The organism is Dietzia timorensis (genome assembly GCF_020742175.1).
Lineage (GTDB): Bacteria > Actinomycetota > Actinomycetes > Mycobacteriales > Mycobacteriaceae > Dietzia > Dietzia timorensis_A.
Map to the genome: position 1 here is coordinate 1 of NZ_DYXM01000228.1, position 15,095 is coordinate 15,095.

Annotated in this window: 16 protein-coding genes; 7 read left to right on the forward strand and 9 right to left on the reverse strand. The window is 67.1% G+C overall.

Going from position 1 to position 15,095, the window contains the following annotated elements; genetic code table 11:
• Positions 1–205 precede the first annotated feature (205 nt).
• Both K8V11_RS11850 and K8V11_RS11855 read left to right on the forward strand, forming a co-directional pair.
• Positions 206–1,438 (forward strand): oxygenase MpaB family protein, encoded by a 1,233-nt coding sequence (locus K8V11_RS11850; protein ID WP_303914467.1) that lies wholly within the window; start codon positions 206–208, stop codon positions 1,436–1,438.
• 28 nt (positions 1,439–1,466) lie between these two features.
• Complete coding sequence (locus K8V11_RS11855) at positions 1,467–2,504, forward strand: NAD(P)H-quinone oxidoreductase (protein ID WP_303914470.1); 1,038 nt, start codon at positions 1,467–1,469, stop codon at positions 2,502–2,504.
• Here the strand turns inward: K8V11_RS11855 and K8V11_RS11860 are convergent.
• From K8V11_RS11860 to K8V11_RS11870, 3 genes are all read right to left on the reverse strand, one after another.
• Positions 2,501–3,007, reverse strand: a complete 507-nt coding sequence (locus K8V11_RS11860) for a hypothetical protein (RefSeq protein ID WP_303914473.1) — start codon at positions 3,005–3,007, stop codon at positions 2,501–2,503. The two genes, K8V11_RS11855 and K8V11_RS11860, sit on opposite strands and share 4 nt — an antisense overlap.
• A gap of 47 nt (positions 3,008–3,054) precedes the next feature.
• On the reverse strand, positions 3,055–3,630 hold the full coding sequence (locus K8V11_RS11865) for a hypothetical protein (RefSeq protein WP_303914474.1): 576 nt from the start codon (positions 3,628–3,630) through the stop codon (positions 3,055–3,057).
• A gap of 76 nt (positions 3,631–3,706) precedes the next feature.
• Entirely contained in the window at positions 3,707–4,666 is a 960-nt protein-coding gene (locus K8V11_RS11870) for an NAD(P)/FAD-dependent oxidoreductase (RefSeq protein WP_303914477.1), read from the reverse strand.
• 54 nt (positions 4,667–4,720) lie between these two features.
• Between K8V11_RS11870 and K8V11_RS11875 the strand changes: the two genes are divergently transcribed.
• A complete protein-coding gene (locus K8V11_RS11875; protein WP_303914479.1) occupies positions 4,721–5,203 on the forward strand; it encodes a MerR family transcriptional regulator in 483 nt (160 codons plus the stop codon).
• Positions 5,204–5,314: 111 nt separating this feature from the next.
• Here the strand turns inward: K8V11_RS11875 and K8V11_RS11880 are convergent, their stop codons facing one another.
• Both K8V11_RS11880 and K8V11_RS11885 read right to left on the reverse strand, forming a co-directional pair.
• Positions 5,315–6,127 (reverse strand): hypothetical protein, encoded by an 813-nt coding sequence (locus K8V11_RS11880; RefSeq protein WP_303914482.1) that lies wholly within the window; start codon positions 6,125–6,127, stop codon positions 5,315–5,317.
• Positions 6,128–6,136: 9 nt separating this feature from the next.
• Entirely contained in the window at positions 6,137–7,321 is a 1,185-nt protein-coding gene (locus K8V11_RS11885; RefSeq protein WP_303914485.1) for a winged helix-turn-helix domain-containing protein, read from the reverse strand.
• Between the two features lie 231 nt (positions 7,322–7,552).
• On the opposite strand from K8V11_RS11885, the gene K8V11_RS11890 reads away from it, so the two are divergent.
• The 4 genes from K8V11_RS11890 to K8V11_RS11905 are packed head-to-tail and all read left to right on the forward strand — an operon-like array spanning position 7,553 to position 10,461.
• Complete coding sequence (locus tag K8V11_RS11890) at positions 7,553–8,374, forward strand: ABC transporter permease (protein WP_303914565.1); 822 nt, start codon at positions 7,553–7,555, stop codon at positions 8,372–8,374.
• Positions 8,375–8,392: 18 nt separating this feature from the next.
• On the forward strand, positions 8,393–9,247 hold the full coding sequence (locus K8V11_RS11895) for an ABC transporter ATP-binding protein (protein WP_303914488.1): 855 nt from the start codon (positions 8,393–8,395) through the stop codon (positions 9,245–9,247).
• Positions 9,244–10,179, forward strand: a complete 936-nt coding sequence (locus K8V11_RS11900) for a glycosyltransferase (protein WP_303914491.1) — start codon at positions 9,244–9,246, stop codon at positions 10,177–10,179. The genes K8V11_RS11895 and K8V11_RS11900 overlap by 4 nt, the downstream gene beginning before the upstream one ends.
• 9 nt (positions 10,180–10,188) lie before the next feature.
• Complete coding sequence (locus K8V11_RS11905) at positions 10,189–10,461, forward strand: hypothetical protein (RefSeq protein WP_303914492.1); 273 nt, start codon at positions 10,189–10,191, stop codon at positions 10,459–10,461.
• A 33-nt stretch (positions 10,462–10,494) separates the two neighbouring features.
• Here K8V11_RS11905 and K8V11_RS11910 read toward each other — a convergent pair whose 3' ends face one another.
• The 4 genes from K8V11_RS11910 to K8V11_RS11925 all read right to left on the reverse strand — a co-directional run bounded on the left by K8V11_RS11910 (position 10,495) and on the right by K8V11_RS11925 (position 15,088).
• Positions 10,495–11,649 carry a hydroxymethylglutaryl-CoA synthase gene (locus K8V11_RS11910; protein ID WP_303914495.1) on the reverse strand — a complete coding sequence of 385 codons (1,155 nt, stop codon included), beginning with the start codon at positions 11,647–11,649 and terminating at the stop codon, positions 10,495–10,497.
• Positions 11,649–12,704, reverse strand: a complete 1,056-nt coding sequence (locus K8V11_RS11915; protein ID WP_303914498.1) for a hydroxymethylglutaryl-CoA reductase — start codon at positions 12,702–12,704, stop codon at positions 11,649–11,651. The genes K8V11_RS11910 and K8V11_RS11915 overlap by 1 nt, the downstream gene beginning before the upstream one ends.
• Before the next feature lie 125 nt (positions 12,705–12,829).
• Complete coding sequence (fni, locus tag K8V11_RS11920) at positions 12,830–13,969, reverse strand: type 2 isopentenyl-diphosphate Delta-isomerase (RefSeq protein WP_303914500.1); 1,140 nt, start codon at positions 13,967–13,969, stop codon at positions 12,830–12,832.
• Positions 13,970–13,972: 3 nt separating this feature from the next.
• The gene (locus K8V11_RS11925) at positions 13,973–15,088 is read right to left on the reverse strand and encodes a phosphomevalonate kinase (RefSeq protein ID WP_303914502.1); all 1,116 of its coding nucleotides are present in this window, start codon (positions 15,086–15,088) and stop codon (positions 13,973–13,975) included.
• Between the last annotated feature and the right edge of the window lie 7 nt (positions 15,089–15,095).

Consider the following 15,095-nt stretch of genomic DNA (forward strand, 5'->3'; position numbering starts at 1 on the left):
GCATTCGGCCGCTCTGCCACACTTCCCCCGCACGTGAAAACCACGTGCGCATTGCCATCCTAACGGGAACGCGCGACGACGCACGAAATCCCGCCAAGCCCGCAGAGCCACACCATTGCCGCCCAATCATATATGTGACACGATATGTGAGATAGGTCATCATCAACTAGTCGCAGTGCCGCTGCCGCCAAGGGACGTGTGAGCAATGCCCGACGAACGATCGGCTCCCCCGCCGAGCAGATTCCGGCCGCAACCAGGCAGATCGAAGGGCTCCTTCAAGGCCATGTCGATGGTGTGGCGGGTGGACGAACCGACGCCGGAGGAATGGGACCTCATCGGAACCTCCATGAATTCGGGCGACCCCGAGTTCGATGCCCTGGCCGAGTGGATGGCGACGGAGGCCACCGGTCCGGAGCGAGGCGAGATCCACGGCGCCTTCGCGAGCGGGGACACCTCCGACGTCATACGCCACGAGGCGGTGCAGCGCGCGGTAGAGACCGTCGAGAACACCCCGCGCTGGGTCGATCGCGGGCTTCTCGCCGACGGTGCGCGGGCGTTGCGTCGCGGCGGGTGCGACGGGATGTACTTCGCTCGGGATGTCGCGCTCATGGGCGGCTACCAGTTCTCCGACCTCAACAAGACGCTCGTGCGGACGGGCGCGTTGGAGAAGGGCGCGAACCAGCGTTTCGCCGAGACGATGCGCTGGGCGCTCGATGTCACGGGCGACGGTGGGCTCGAGCCGTGGGCGGCAGGCTTCGCGTCGACGGTGCACGTGCGGCTCATCCATTCGCTCGTGCGGCGGCATGTGCGCGCCATGGACGATTGGGACGAATCGCGCTGGGGCGTGCCCATCAATCAGACGGATATGGGCGCGACGCTGGCCGGTGCGCTCATCGCGCCCGGAGCCGGAGCGCTGACGATGGGCGTGGTGTGCACCCCGCGCGAGCTCGATGCGATCGCACATCTGACCCGCTACGTCGGCTGGCTCATGGGCGTGCGCGATGAGTTTCTGCCACTCGATTTCCGCGATGCCATCCGCCTGCTGTGCCACCTGGTGTCCGCGCAGTCGGAACCGGACGAGACGAGCGCGCTGCTTGCCGCGCCTATGGCGAGCGATCCGCTGCGCTGGCGGTTTGGCGCTTTCGAGCCGTTGCGCCGACGCCTCGCGCGGCAGCAGCATCTTTCGGTGGCCGCCACGTTTCTCGGTCCGCGCACGATGCGCGCGCTCGGGCTGCCCACGCTCGTGTTGCCGTGGTATCCGGCGATGCGCCTGCCGATCAATCTCGCGCGCAGCGCATATGCGCTGTCCGGCGCGCGGCGCTACCGCCGTTGCGCCGACCGCGGAGGTGCCGCTCAGTGGGACTTCTACCGCCGGATCACCGGTGGGGGCGGCGCCAAGATCGGCGCCTCGGCCACCTCCGCGGCGAAGGACCGCTAACCCGGTGCGCGCGGCGTAGGTTGGGGCCATGCAGGCAATCACGCACGACGAATCTGTTGGCCCCTCCTCGCTCACGCTCGCCGAGGCTCCGGATCCGGTGCCCGGCCCGGACGAGGTCGTCATCGAGGTGGCGGCGTCCGCCGTCAACCGTGCCGATCTGATGCAGTCGCAGGGACTGTATCCGCCGCCGCCCGGCGCGTCGGAGACGATCGGCCTGGAGTGCTCCGGGCGGATCGTCGAGCTCGGCTCCGATGTGGAGGGCGGTCCCGAGTGGGCCGCCGAGCACCTGCGCCCGGGCGCCGAGGTGTGCGCACTGCTCGCCGGCGGCGGCTACGCCACGCGCGTCGCGGTGCCGGCCGCGCAGGTCATGCCGATTCCTGCGGGCGTCTCGCTGGCCGAGGCCGCGTCCCTGCCGGAGGTCGCCTGCACCGTGTGGTCAAACCTCTTTATGACGGCGGACCTGGGGAACCTTTACCGCCCAGGGCGGCGCCCCCGCCTCCTCGTCCATGGCGGCAGCGGCGGTATCGGGTCGTTCGCGATCCAGTTGGCCGCCGCCTTCGATATCGATGTGGCGACCACGGCGGGTTCGGCCGAAAAGGTCGCCGCGTGCCGCGACCTCGGCGCCGATTTGGCGATCAACTACCGCGAATCAGATTTCGTCGACGTGCTGCGCGAACGCACCGCCGAGTCCGGCGACTTCGGAGCAGACGTGATCCTTGACGTCATCGGCGCCAAGTACCTTGAGCGCAACGTGGCGGCGCTCGCCGAGGACGGTCGACTGGTGATCCTCGGCATGCAGGGCGGCGTCAAAGGCGAACTCAACATCGCCGAGCTGCTCGGCAAACGTGGCCATGTGATCGCGACGAACCTACGAAAGCGCCCCGTCGAAGGACCCGCGGGCAAGGGCGAGATTTGCCGACAGGTCGTCGAGCACGTGTGGCCGCTCATCGAATCCGGCCGGATCAAGACCCAGGTATCCGAGCGCTTCGCACTGGCGGATGCCGCGAAGGCGCTACAGCGTCTGCAGTCGGGCGAGTCGAGCGGGAAGCTGCTGCTCGAAGTCTAGCGCGTGCGGCCAAGTGCGAGCTCGGCGTTTCGTCCGCGGTGCGCGGTGACAGCTCCGGCAATCGCAACAAACGCGAACAACATTGCAACAAAGACAATCGAAGGCCAGATAGCTTCCCCGGTGGTCGCGGGCACAGCGATGGTGATCAGCGCGAACGGAGCGAGAAGAATGAAGGGCATAAAGCCCATGAGCTTGCTGTCGGCGAGATCGCGGAGTCCCTTTCGCCATTCGGGAGGCAAGGATTCGCCCTCTCCTACAGAAGTAGGGTCGAGCACGACACCATCGAATCCGAGTCGTTCATCGACATCGGGAATTTGCGCGCGATTCTTCCGCTCACCCCACCACACGAAAATCGCGGTCATCGCGCCAGCGGTGACCAGCGGAACGACCGGAAGCCCCGTCGAACCTGGCTCGTCTTCAGCCGCCGAGACGACCCCGAAGTAAACCGCCATGAAGAGGATGACCGCCAGCGCGACGAGCGCACTGTACGCGGGCACAGGCATTCGGTAGACGATGCTTCGTAGTCTCAGCTCCAAAGCGTTCAACGCCTTCACCTTGCACTCTCCGTCATCCGCGGGTTGCTCGCCGCATACAGCCTTTTGGCCTTCTTCGAACGCTGCACCTGCAAGAAGAGTCCGACTCCCAGGGCTGCACACAGCCCGACCGCTGCTAGCAGCAACGGCCACTCCCCGCCTCTAGCCATCATCGAGGCGGTCACCAATCCCATGGCAACCACGAGGATGACAGCGCTTAAGTAAGCCCGCGAACGCTCGGCAATTTCGGTGAGCATCCGCTCGCGCCAGTGCATGGGCGCACCGTCGTCAGGCAGGACTTCGTGGTCCACAGCGCGGTGGTACTCCGCCCTGTCCTGGGCGTCAACGAATTTCTTTCGACGAGAGTGCTCACCCACAATGCTTCCACCCGCCAAGACGGCGCCGACAATTACCGCATATACGAAACTCCCCCGCAACGAGAAGTCGATGCCCGGATCCCACTCCGTGAGTGCCGTGGCCGCGAGGAACCCCACTAACCAGAAGACCACAACTGCCAGCAACGCGAACGCGGGCAAGGGCAAGGCGTAGAGCCCCACGCGGTAGCTGTCGATCAGGCGAGCATCGGAGGTCATCGCCCGCGATGTTTCCACATTTCTGCATGACTTACACGGCTCGTTGCCAGATCGAAATGACTTGTGCGCCGAGGCTTTACCGCGGCATGATCGCGTCCGCGACGCTCGTCGCGCCGGCCGCCAAGCCACCGCCGATCGCGTTGCCGACGCTGAACATCGGCATCGGCAGGTTCGGCCCCACGGCCATATCGCCGGCGGCGTAGATACCGGGCACAGAGGTACGCCCACGCTCGTCGACGCGCACGAACCCGCCCTCGGAAATCTCCAACCCCAGGTCGCGTTCGAGGTCGGCGACGAACGCGGCGCGTTGGTGCATTTGCGGCATGACGAAGAGCCCGGACACCTCGACGTCTCGGCCACCCGCGCAACTGATCGTGAGCCCGCCGCCATTCTCGGCAACCCGTTCGACGTCTCCATCCACCAGCTCGATTCCCTCGCGGCGCAGCGAATCGGGCACGTCCTCCCCTTGCGTGAACACCACGAGCTCGGACGCGATCGGCCCGAGCATGAGCGCCTGGTGCGTCGCCAGCATGACCCCGAGAATCCCGACGCGCTGCCCCGAGAATTCGTGCCCGTGGCAGAACGGGCAGTTCGCGATGCGTCCGCCCCATGACTCGGCGATCCCGTCGACAGCCGGGAGCTCGTCGCGAATACCGGTGGCAAGTATGACGGCGGAGGTGCTCACCTCGTCACCGTCTGCGAGGCGCACGGCGAATCGTGGACGATCGTCGACCTCGGCCGCGCGCGCGATGGACTCTACGGATGTCCGGCGGCTGGTGATCGTGTCGTAACGCCCGAGCTCCTCAAGCGCCGCGGCGCGGAGATCCGACGGCGCCGTGCCATCCCGACCGATGAGGTTGTGCATCTCGGTGACGGTGGCGTTGCGGTATTCGCCGGAGTCCACCTGCAGCACAGTGCGATGCACGCGGCCTGCGGTGAGAGCGGCCTGCAAACCGGCGGGACCGCCGCCGATGACGACGGCGTCATAGTGGGGCGCGTTGTTGGCGGGCTTTTCTTGCTTCTGCTGTTCAGTCATACTCGAAGCATTCACCTTCAAGTCAACCTGAAGGCTAGCGTCGGGGAGAAAATTATGACGGAGAACACGGCGAACGACACTTCAATGAACGAGAACAGGTGGACCGTGGGCGAGATGGCCGCGCGCGTCGGCGTGGCGACACACGTACTGCGCCACTGGGAGGACGAGGGGCTCCTGCGACCCGAGCGGACGCCGGCCGGATACCGCCGCTACCGGCTCGACGATCTGATCCGGATCCTCGCGATCCAGCACAATCAGCGCGCGGGGATGGCGTTGCCGGAGATCAAGGCGATGCTCGACATGGACAACGCCGACCGGCACCGGATCCTCGAGGCCCACCTCGACAAGCTCGATAAGTTGTCACACGAAATCGAGCTGTCACGCGCGATGACCGAGCACGCGCTGCGCTGCCGGAATCACGACATCAGTCGCTGCCCCAGGTTCGCCGATATCGTCGGCCAAGTCGCCGAAGAACCCGGGCACGCGCCCGATTTCGAGCAGTTCGGCGCGCGCCCGAAGGCGGACGGCACGAAATGACCGGTGAGCCCGGCGTCGTCGACGGAATGCCGCGATGGTTGGGTGTTGTTTTCTCGTGTCTAGCTTTTTGTGATGTCCACGCTCGTCGTTGGAATTCCTCACGCCTCGCGACTACGCCCGGCGCGGCTCGGCGTAGTCGAGCCGCCGGTAAACGAATGCGCTCAACAGCGCGATCGGCTGCACGGCCAAGAACGTCGCGACGAACAGCGTGGCAAAGGTGGTGCCGAGGCGGAGAGCGATGTGCACCTCCGGCTGGGTCCACACCGCATGCAGGTCCACAGCGATAATCACCCAGGCGCCAATCGCGGCAAGCGCCAGGGCGGGCACAAAACACTCGAGTCCGAACACCACGCCATTTCGAGCGGTCTGCCACGCCTTTGCCGACGAGCGAATGACCCCTTGCTTGGTGTCGGTAGCTACGAGCACCACGAAGTAGGCCGCAGGAACCAACGGGATCAGAACTGCATAGACCAACGCCGAAGGTACGACTGAAGTGAGGAACACCAGAGCGGCGAACGCCGCAAGGACCGCGACAGCGGCGCAGATGAAGGCCTCGGCGAAGTACCTCACCGTCTGCTTCGTCTCGACGCCGGACACCTTTTCTTCCGAGGCGGACGCGAAAAGGGACGCGGCCGCGGAGAGCAGGGCATACGCGGTGACCTTGTGGAGGCAGACGACGATCAGCAGAAGCGCGAGCGCAACACCGATACTGAGCACGAACGAGCCCGAGTTCCCCGCGCCCGATGGACTTTCGGCCACGAACTCCGACAACGTCGCGAGCAGCGGAACCAAGGCGCTCAGCGCGGAAATCGCTGCGGCGAGCCCGCACCACGGCAGCGCGTTCCTCGCGTAGCTCCGTCCGACATCCCTCACCGTGCCAGTCGCGGACAGCTCGCGAACGCCTTCGAAATTCGAGGTCGTCATACCCGCACCCTACGTCGCGCCGGCATCTGCGGCCGAGAGTTCCGAACGCAGCGCATCGGCAACCGCCGGGTCGTCGCAGCGGTCGATCCGCACCTCCTCAGCACCCACCCACGTCGCGGCCGCGCGCAGCGCAGCGGCTGCCTGCGGCGCACTCCTGACATCGAACAACGAAAACTGCCGGGCCACGAGTGCCCCGCCGTCGCGGCCAGGATCGACCCGACCGATGAGCTTCCCGCCCGCGAGAATAGGCATCGCGAAGTACCCGTGAACCCGCTTCGGCCTGGGCACGTACGCCTCGAGGCGGTGGGTGAAGTCGAAGATGCGGTCGGTGCGCGGGCGATGCCAGATCAGCGAATCGAATGGCGAAAGCAGAGTGGTGCGGTGGCGGCCGCGCGGCAACTGTTCCAGCGCCGCGGGATCTGCCCAGGCCGGGTCTTTCCAGCCGGCGACGTCAACCCGAACCAGTCCGGTATCTCCGACGACGGCGTCGACGTCGGTGCCGCGGATGCGGTGGTAGTCGGCGAGATCGGAGCGCGTGGCCACGCCCATCGCGATGCCGGCCTGCCGGACGAGCCGGCGATGGCACTCGGCGTCGGCGAGATCCTGCTCCCGAAGCTCGGCGGGAACGGCTCGCTCGGCGAGGTCGTACACGCGCTTCCAGCCGCGGCGGGTCGTGCACACCACGTCCCCCTTGGCGAGCGCTGCCTCGACGGCGATCTTCGTCTCGCTCCAGTCCCACCAGTCTGCGGTCTTCTTCGCGCCGCCTAGCTCGGTCGAGGTGAGCGGTCCGCGATCGCGCAGCTGTGCGAGCATGTCTCGGTAGGTCTGCTCGGAAACTCCTTTGCCCCACATCGTCCGCTCGCGGTGCGCGCGGCGACGGAACGCGAACAGCGGCCACTCCTCAATCGGTAGGATGCACGCGGCGTGCGACCAATACTCAAACGAATGCGAGTCGGCCCAGTAGGCGCGGTCCACTCGCTCGCGACCCACCGCGCCGAGTCGCGCATAAGGCACCAGCTCGTGCGAACGGGCGAGCACGGAAATCGTGTCGAGCTGCACCGTCCCGAGGCTGCGCAGCACTCCACGCACTCCGGCCCGGCGGTCCGGGGCACCGATAAACCCCTGGGCGCGCAGCGCGATGCGTCTCGCCTCGTCGGCAGACAAACTCGCCTCCGGCGAGTGGCGATTTCCCATGCCCCACACCGTAGGCGACGCCTCCGACTATCCGCCGGCGATCTCCCTCACCGCCGACAGGTGCGTGGACAGCGCTGCGCGCCCGGCCTAATCGCGGGCCGTCAGCTCGTTGCGGACGCCCCCGCCCTCGCGACACGGCATTCTCATTCCCAGCGGGTAAGGTTTGCCCACGTGAGCAACGATTCAAGTACCGAAACCGCGCAGCCAGAGCCGCAGACCCGCTCGGCTCCGCTGGTCAGCGACTCACGCACGTTCAAGCGCGCCTTCGAAGATCTGAGCCGCGGCTTCGGCCAGCGCCAGCTGTGGCTGCAGCTCGGCTGGCAGGACATCAAGCAGCGCTACCGCCGGTCGACGCTCGGCCCGATCTGGATCACTGTCGCCACGGGCGTGATGGCACTGGCCCTGGGCCTGCTGTATTCGGTCCTGTTCCAGATGGACCTTGCCGAGTTCCTCCCCCACGTCGCCGTGGGCCTGATCATCTGGAACTTCATCTCCGGCTGTATCAAGGAAGGCTCCGAGGTCTTCATCTACAACGAGGGCCTCATCAAGCAGCTGCCGAGCGCCCTATCGGTACATATCTACCGGCTCGTATGGAAGCAGCTTCTCTTCCTCGCACACAACATCATCATCTGGGTCATCCTGATGATCGTGTTCCCCCGACCGCTCGGTTGGGAGCTTCTGCTCGCACTGCCCGCGCTCGCGCTGCTTGTGGTCAACGGTGTGTGGGTCACGCTGCTTTTCGGCATCATCGCCACTCGCTTCCGCGATGTTGCGCCGCTACTGGATTCGCTCGTGCAGCTCGCGTTCTACATGACCCCGATCGTCTGGACGACCGCCACCCTAGAACAGCAGGGCGGCGACGTCGCCGAACGCGCCAAACTCGCGCAGATCAACCCGCTTTACCACTACCTCGAGATCATACGCGCGCCCATGATCGGTGAGCCGATCGACGCCTACCACTGGTGGATCGTCCTCGGCTGCACCGCGGCGGGCCTGCTGCTCGCGCTCTTGATCATGCGCCAGTACCGCTCGCGCGTCCCGTATTGGGTATAGGAAAGGAACGCACTCACCATGGCTCGCTCCCAAGTCTCGATCACGTGCGAGAACGCCTGCGTCGACTTTCCGATCTTCGACGCCAAGTCCCGTTCGCTGAAGAAGGCAGTCCTCGGTTCGGCCGGCGGCGCGATCGGTAAGACCGACTCCAATGTGGTCGTCGTCGAGGCGCTCAAGAACATCAACCTCAACCTCAAGGAAGGCGACCGCATCGGCCTCGTCGGCCACAACGGCGCCGGCAAATCGACGCTACTGCGGCTGCTCTCGGGTATCTACGAACCCACGCGCGGGGCCGCGCAGATCCGTGGCCGCGTCGCCCCGGTCTTCGACCTCGGAGTCGGCATGGACCCGGAGATCTCCGGCTACGAGAACATCATCATCCGCGGGCTCTTCCTCGGCCAGACCCGCAAGCAGATGCAGCAGAAGATGGACGAGATCGCCGACTTCACCGAGCTCGGCGACTACCTGTCCATGCCGCTGCGCACCTACTCCACCGGCATGCGCGTGCGCCTGGCGATGGGCGTGGTCACCTCCATCGACCCCGAGATCCTCCTCCTCGACGAGGGCATCGGCGCCGTCGACGCCGAGTTCATGAAGAAGGCCCGCATCCGCCTCGAAAAACTCGTCGAGCGCTCGGGCATCCTCGTCTTCGCGTCCCACTCCAACGACTTCCTCGCCCAGCTCTGTGACTCGGCGATGTGGATCGATCACGGTGAGATCCGCCAGACCGGTGAGATCGAGGAGGTCGTCACCTCCTACGAGGGCCCGGACGCCGGCAAGGCCGTGCGCGAATCCCTCGACCGCCTCGCGAAGGATCGCGCGGCCGAGGCAAAAGAAGCCGCGAACGCCGCCGAAGGAGGCCAGGCCCGATGACCTCCGGAGCCCCGAGCACATCCGGCGAGAAGATCGTCGCGGTAGTCGTCACCCACAAGCGCCTCGAACCGCTGCGCCGCTCGCTCGAACTCGTGTGTTCGCAGACCCGCCCGGTGGACCACGTCATCGTCGTCGACAATGCCGACCAACCCGAGGTTCGCGAGCTCGTGGAATCGCTGCCGGCGCCGTCATCCTATGTGGGTAGTGGCCACAACCTGGGCGGGGCCGGCGGCTTCGCGCTCGGCATGCTGCAGGCCCTCGCGCTCGGCGCCGACCGCGTCTGGTGTGCCGATGACGACGGACGTCCCGAAGACACCTCCGTCCTGGAAACGCTGCTCGATTGCGCCTCGCGGCATGGCCTCGACGAGGTCTCCCCGGTGGTCGCCGACATCGACGATCCCGATCGCCTGGCGTTCCCGCTGCGCCGCGGGCTGGTGTGGAGGCGGCTGCGCTCGGAGCTGTTCGAGCCGGACACCGAGGGCAACGTCGATTCCTCCGACCTGCTTCCCGGCATCGCCTCGCTGTTCAACGGCGCGCTGTTCACCGCGGACTGCCTGTTCCGCGTGGGCGTGCCGGACCTGCGGCTGTTCATCCGCGGCGACGAGGTAGAGATCCACCGGCGCCTCGTGCGCTCCGGGGTCCGCTTCGGCACGTGTCTGACGGCGGCGTACCTGCACCCCAATGGCTCGGGCGAGTTCAAGCCGATCCTCGGCGGGCGGATGCACACGCAGTACCCGGACGACGAGGGCAAACGGTTCTTCACCTACCGCAATCGCGGCTACCTGCTCAGCCAGCCGGGGATGCGCAAGTTGCTGCCGCAGGAGATCGTGCGTTTCGGCTGGTATTTCCTCATCTCGCGCAAGGATCCGCAGGGCCTCGCCGAGTGGGCGCGGCTGCAGCGGCGCGGCGCGTCGGAGGACTTCCGCCGTTAAGGTGAGGGCATGACTCCGCCGCCGTCTCCTCAGTCGCCGCGCAACTATCCGAGCCGCGAAAAGTGGATACTCGGGCTCGCAGTCGGGTTGGCCATCGGCATCGCTGTAGGCGTCGCTCTCGACGAGATCCTCATGGGCATCGCCATCGGCGTCGGGCTCGGTATCGCCTTCGCCGTGGCGTTCTCCGCCGACAACGGTAACGAAAACTACGACGAGGTCGACGACGACGGCAACGACACGTCGGCCGACCCTGGCCCCTTGGCGGAGGACAAAGACAGCTGACGCACGCTCCGACGCGCGAAAGGCGCTACGGAACTAGACCCGCTCGTAGTGGCGCGCGCGGCCGCGGATGCCGGCGAAGCGGAACGGGCTCCCGGTCACCCGCGGGGTGTCGGTGTCGTCGGCGCTGGGCATCGAGTTCTCGTGCAGGCCCTCGTAGTCGGGGACGGAGAGGCGAACGCGACCGTCGAGCATGCCGAGAACCTTGTCGCGGACGCGGCGGCGGGAGTCCTCGTCGGCCTTGACGATGCCGGTGATCATCTCTGCAACGCTGCCCGAACCGTAAGAGACGAGACCGACGCGCTTGCCGGTGAGGTCGTCCTCGTGGTGCAGCAGCGAGGTGAGCGCGCTGTAGAGCGATGCCGTGTACGAGTTGCCCATGCGCCGGTTGTACACCGAGCCTGTGTCGAGCGCGCCGTCGTTGAGTTCGGCTCCGGTGACCTGCGCGAGATGTGCCTGCGCCTTGCGCGCCATCTTCGTGAACGGCTGGTGGTAGACGAACGCCTTAATGTCCGAGATCGACGGGCCGCCGTGCTGCTCGAGATCCTTCCACGCCTTCTCGACCGACTTGAGGTACGCGGTGATCGAGAGCCCACCGTCGACGACGGCGGTGGTGGAGTCGTTCGGGCGCCAGAAATCGTCGACGTCCTCGGAGTACACGCCCGAGGCCGGGTCGATCTCGACGAGCGCCGGGTCGGCCGCGATGAGCATCGCCACCGCGCCCGCGCCCTGCGTCGGCTCGCCCGGGGAGTTCATCTCGTACCGCGCGACATCGGCGGAGATAACGAGAACACGCTCCTCGGGGTTGCGGGCGACGATGCCGATGGCCGCCTGCAGCGCGCCGGTGCCCGAGTAGCAGGCCTGCTTGAGCTCGAAGGAGCGCACCTCGCCGGGCAGATCGAGGAGCTTGTGCACGTACACGGCGGTCGACTTCGACTGGTCCACACCGGTCTCGGTGGCGAACATCAGCGTGCGGATGCCCTCGGTGCCGGTGCGCTCGAGGAGGCGGTGCGCGGCGGTTGCGCCCATCGTCACCACATCTTCGTCGGGCGCCGGGAAGCTGAATTCGTCCTGCCCGAGGCCTTTCTGGAACTTGGCCGGATCCACGCCGCGCGCCTCGGCGAGATCCGCGAGGTCGACGACGTGATGAGCCGTGGCCAACTCGATGTCGTGAATGCCAATCGCCGTCATCAGTTCTGCCCCTTAGCGCGTTCGAATTGTCTGTGTGTGGCCATCAGCTCACCCTGATTCGTCTGGGCAGCCAACAACGAAAGCTCACCGCAAAGAACCGTGGCAGCCACCAACGACGCTAAACGACGCGCGTTGCCTCCGGGCTCGCGCTCCTCTCGGCAGCCGAGCCGCTGGAGCGCGTTCTCCACATCCGGGAGGTCCTTGCCATTGCCAACGGTACCGACGATCAGATGCGGGAGCGTACAGGAGAAGTATAGTCCTTCGTCCCGGGACTCCGCGTAGGCAAAACCCTGGGACCCCTCGACGATATTGGCCGCGTCCTGCCCGGTGGCCAGGTAGATGGCGAGCAGCATGTTCGCAAAGTGCGCGTTCGCCGAGCGAAGCGCCCCGGCGATCGTCGAGCCGACGTAATTCTTCCGCATCACCAGGTCGACGAACTCGTCGGCGTCGGTGCGCAGGTTGTTCCGGACGATCTCGTGCGGGACGACGATGTCGGCGACGACGTTGCGTCCGCGCCCTAGGATCCCGTTGACCCCGGTGGCCTTCTTATCCGTGCAGAAGTTGCCCGAGATCGAGCCGTATTCGAGGCCGAGGTTCCAGCCGAGAATCTCGGTCATCAGCTGGTCGGCCGCATGGGTCACCATGTTGTGGCCGGAGGCGTCGCCGGTCTGTAGGGCGAAACGGAGGTACAGGAGGTTGCCGACGATTTCCGGGTGCACATCGACGAGCTTCGCGTGCCGACTACCGGAACCGACAACCGCGTGCAGCTCGTCCAGCCGCGCGAGAATCTGCTGCGAGGCGGTGTGCGCAGCCGCGCCGTCGCGCGCGACGAACAGCACCGAGCGGGACATGCGCTCGCCGACCACGGTCGCGCAAATGCCACCTTCGACCATGCGAGAGATCTTCGCCCCGCGACCGACCGACGGCCAGAGCGGCGATTCGTAGGTCGCCAAGGGCACCTCGATTTCGCCCGTCACGGCGTTGCCGCTCACGCGGATAGGCCCGACCCATTGGGTGGGCACGCCGGTGACAGACACTTCTCGCTCAGTGCTCACTAACTACTCCTGCTCGGTTGTCGCTCTGATCCATAGTCCCACTGCGGTTAACCAATGAAAATTCAGGTAACTCATTTTCCCTCATGCGCGCCGTTCGTGCCCGCGCTTTGCCCCGGGCCGCCGCGCTACCCGCTGCGCCTCGCCAGCGCGGTCGCATCCACCCCGCGCAACTCGCAGTGTTCCCGAAGGCGCCCGCGCACGAGCACGTCCACCTCGCGCAGACCGGCGATGTCGGAGGCACCCAGCAGCCCGCACAGCTCCCGCAGCTGGGATTGCCACCGCTTTATGACGTCGGAGAGCGCATTCTCCCCGCCCTCCAAGATCGCGTCGAGGAAGACCCCGGCAACGCCGACGGCGCTCGCTCCCAGCGACAGCGCCTTCGCGACGTCCAGCGGGTTACGCACGCCCCCGGACGCGAGCACCGTCGCCGGCCGAGCGGGCTCTACGCCCGTAGCGGCGCCGGCCACCCCGGCGTCGAGGAGACAGGCGGCCGCCGACTGCCCGAAGCCCGTGAGGAAGGCGTAGTCGCGGGCGGATCGTCTGGCGTTCTCGATGGCGAGGAAGTCCGTGCCGCCGCGGCCTCCGACGTCAGCAATCTCCACGCCGACCTCGGCGAGCCGCGCCAACGCCCGGCGCGACAGCCCGAACCCGACCTCCTTGACCACGACGGGCACCTCGCTGCGCCGGACGATCTCGGCGACGCCGTCCAGCCACGTGGAGAAATCGCGCGAGCCCTCGGGCATGACGGTCTCCTGCACGGCGTTGACGTGCAGCTGCAGCGCGTCGGCGGAGATAAGGTCGACGACGCGCGCGGCATCGTCGGCGCTGCGCCCGGCGCCGATGTTCGCGAGCAGGAAGCCGTCCGGGTTTTCGCGGCGTAGCACCTCGAAACCGCGCGCGGCCTCCTCGTCCTCGAGCGCGATCGACATGGAACCGCACGCCATGGTGAGCCCGGTCTCGCGTGCCGCGATCGCGAGTTGGGTGTTGATCGTCGTCGAACGGTCGGTGCCGCCGGTCATGCCGTTGATATAGAACGGCGAGGCCCAGGTCCACGCGCCGACGAGGGCAGCGAGGTCCACATCCGAGGTGGAGACGCCGCCCAGGGCGTCATGGACGAATTCGAGGTCATCGAACTCGTTGCGCCGCGCGCCGCCGGAACCGGGGCCGGTCCACTGCTCGGCGGCGAGGCGCAGGTGATCGTCCTTGCGCTCGCGCCGCGGCTCGGGCCCGTCCACCTGATGCTTGCCGGAGGGTTGATCCGCCATCGCCTACACACCACCTGTCGTCGTCGGTTCTGCCGGCCGGAGGTCGAGGGGTCGCACCCCGGCGCGTTCCCATGCGGCGCGCATCGCGTCCGCGTCCACGCCGGAACCGGCGAGCGCGATCCCGCAGTCGCCGCCGCCAGCGCCCGCGAATTTGGCCGCCGCCCCATGCGCCTCGGCGACGTTGCACAGCTCCCCGAGCAGCGGGGTCTCGAGCTCTACGTCGGCGGCTTCGCCGAGCCGCCCCAACTGCCGACGCACCTCGCCGATCTCCGAGCGCACGCGGTCGGGGTCGTCGGTCCACGCGGCGGTCAGCCTGTCGACAGACGTAGAGTTCGCCGCGAGGAACCGTGCGTATCCGGCCGCCGCGTCTGTGTCTGCGTCGCCGCGGCGCACGCGGGCCACGAGTTCGTTGGTCGACGCGGGTGCGCCCGTCCAGCCGACATGCAGGTCCAGCCACGCGGGCGCGCCGAGTGGGCGCACCTCGCAGCTCCCCCAATCGCCATGGCGCAGCGTCCACGCCGCCCCGTGTTCGGCCGCTTGCTGACGTAGGGCGGTCCGATCCGGCGAGACGTACCGCACCCAGCCGCCGTACGTCGACGCGGCGATATCGCCGCCCGAGGCATTCGGGGACACCGCGATCGTCGCGAGCAGCGCGACCCGGAAGACGTCCCGGCGGTCCAGCTCCAGCCCGTACACCTGCGCCGCAACGTCTACCGTCGCAACCGCGACGGCGCCCGAGGAGCCGAGGCCAAACTTGCGGCCGTCGGCCTCGTCGAGCGTGCTGGAGATGCGGACATCGAACGCTCGGGGTTCCAGGCCGGCGGCCACGCGGAGTTCGTCGACCGTGGCCAGCGCGCTGATCACGTAGTCGAATTCGCCGTCGGCCGGGACGATGCGGCCGGACGCGCGCCGGAAGTCCCGCGCGCCGGAGGGGTAGCGGTCCGAGAAGATGCGACCTCCGACGTCATGCCCGGGTGTCGGTTGCCTCGCCGCGGGGGACACGGAGACCGTGACGAAGCGGTCGACGGCCACGAGGATCGCTGGGTGGCCGGGCTCGACGACGGCGTACTCGCCGGCGACGTAGAGCTTGCCGGGCGCGGAGACGGCGAAGGTGCTCATGTCCCGG

What these genes read in the sequence shown, in the direction of transcription:
- K8V11_RS11850 (WP_303914467.1), top strand. Translation starts at nt 206, where the DNA reads ATGCCCGACGAACGATCGGCTCCCCCGCCGAGCAGATTCCGGCCGCAA.
- K8V11_RS11855 (WP_303914470.1), top strand. Translation starts at nt 1,467, where the DNA reads ATGCAGGCAATCACGCACGACGAATCTGTTGGCCCCTCCTCGCTCACG.
- K8V11_RS11860 (WP_303914473.1), bottom strand. Translation starts at nt 3,007, where the DNA reads ATGCCTGTGCCCGCGTACAGTGCGCTCGTCGCGCTGGCGGTCATCCTC.
- K8V11_RS11865 (WP_303914474.1), bottom strand. Translation starts at nt 3,630, where the DNA reads ATGACCTCCGATGCTCGCCTGATCGACAGCTACCGCGTGGGGCTCTAC.
- K8V11_RS11870 (WP_303914477.1), bottom strand. Translation starts at nt 4,666, where the DNA reads ATGACTGAACAGCAGAAGCAAGAAAAGCCCGCCAACAACGCGCCCCAC.
- K8V11_RS11875 (WP_303914479.1), top strand. Translation starts at nt 4,721, where the DNA reads ATGACGGAGAACACGGCGAACGACACTTCAATGAACGAGAACAGGTGG.
- K8V11_RS11880 (WP_303914482.1), bottom strand. Translation starts at nt 6,127, where the DNA reads ATGACGACCTCGAATTTCGAAGGCGTTCGCGAGCTGTCCGCGACTGGC.
- K8V11_RS11885 (WP_303914485.1), bottom strand. Translation starts at nt 7,321, where the DNA reads ATGGGAAATCGCCACTCGCCGGAGGCGAGTTTGTCTGCCGACGAGGCG.
- K8V11_RS11895 (WP_303914488.1), top strand. Translation starts at nt 8,393, where the DNA reads ATGGCTCGCTCCCAAGTCTCGATCACGTGCGAGAACGCCTGCGTCGAC.
- K8V11_RS11900 (WP_303914491.1), top strand. Translation starts at nt 9,244, where the DNA reads ATGACCTCCGGAGCCCCGAGCACATCCGGCGAGAAGATCGTCGCGGTA.
- K8V11_RS11905 (WP_303914492.1), top strand. Translation starts at nt 10,189, where the DNA reads ATGACTCCGCCGCCGTCTCCTCAGTCGCCGCGCAACTATCCGAGCCGC.
- K8V11_RS11910 (WP_303914495.1), bottom strand. Translation starts at nt 11,649, where the DNA reads ATGACGGCGATTGGCATTCACGACATCGAGTTGGCCACGGCTCATCAC.
- fni (WP_303914500.1), bottom strand. Translation starts at nt 13,969, where the DNA reads ATGGCGGATCAACCCTCCGGCAAGCATCAGGTGGACGGGCCCGAGCCG.
- K8V11_RS11925 (WP_303914502.1), bottom strand. Translation starts at nt 15,088, where the DNA reads ATGAGCACCTTCGCCGTCTCCGCGCCCGGCAAGCTCTACGTCGCCGGC.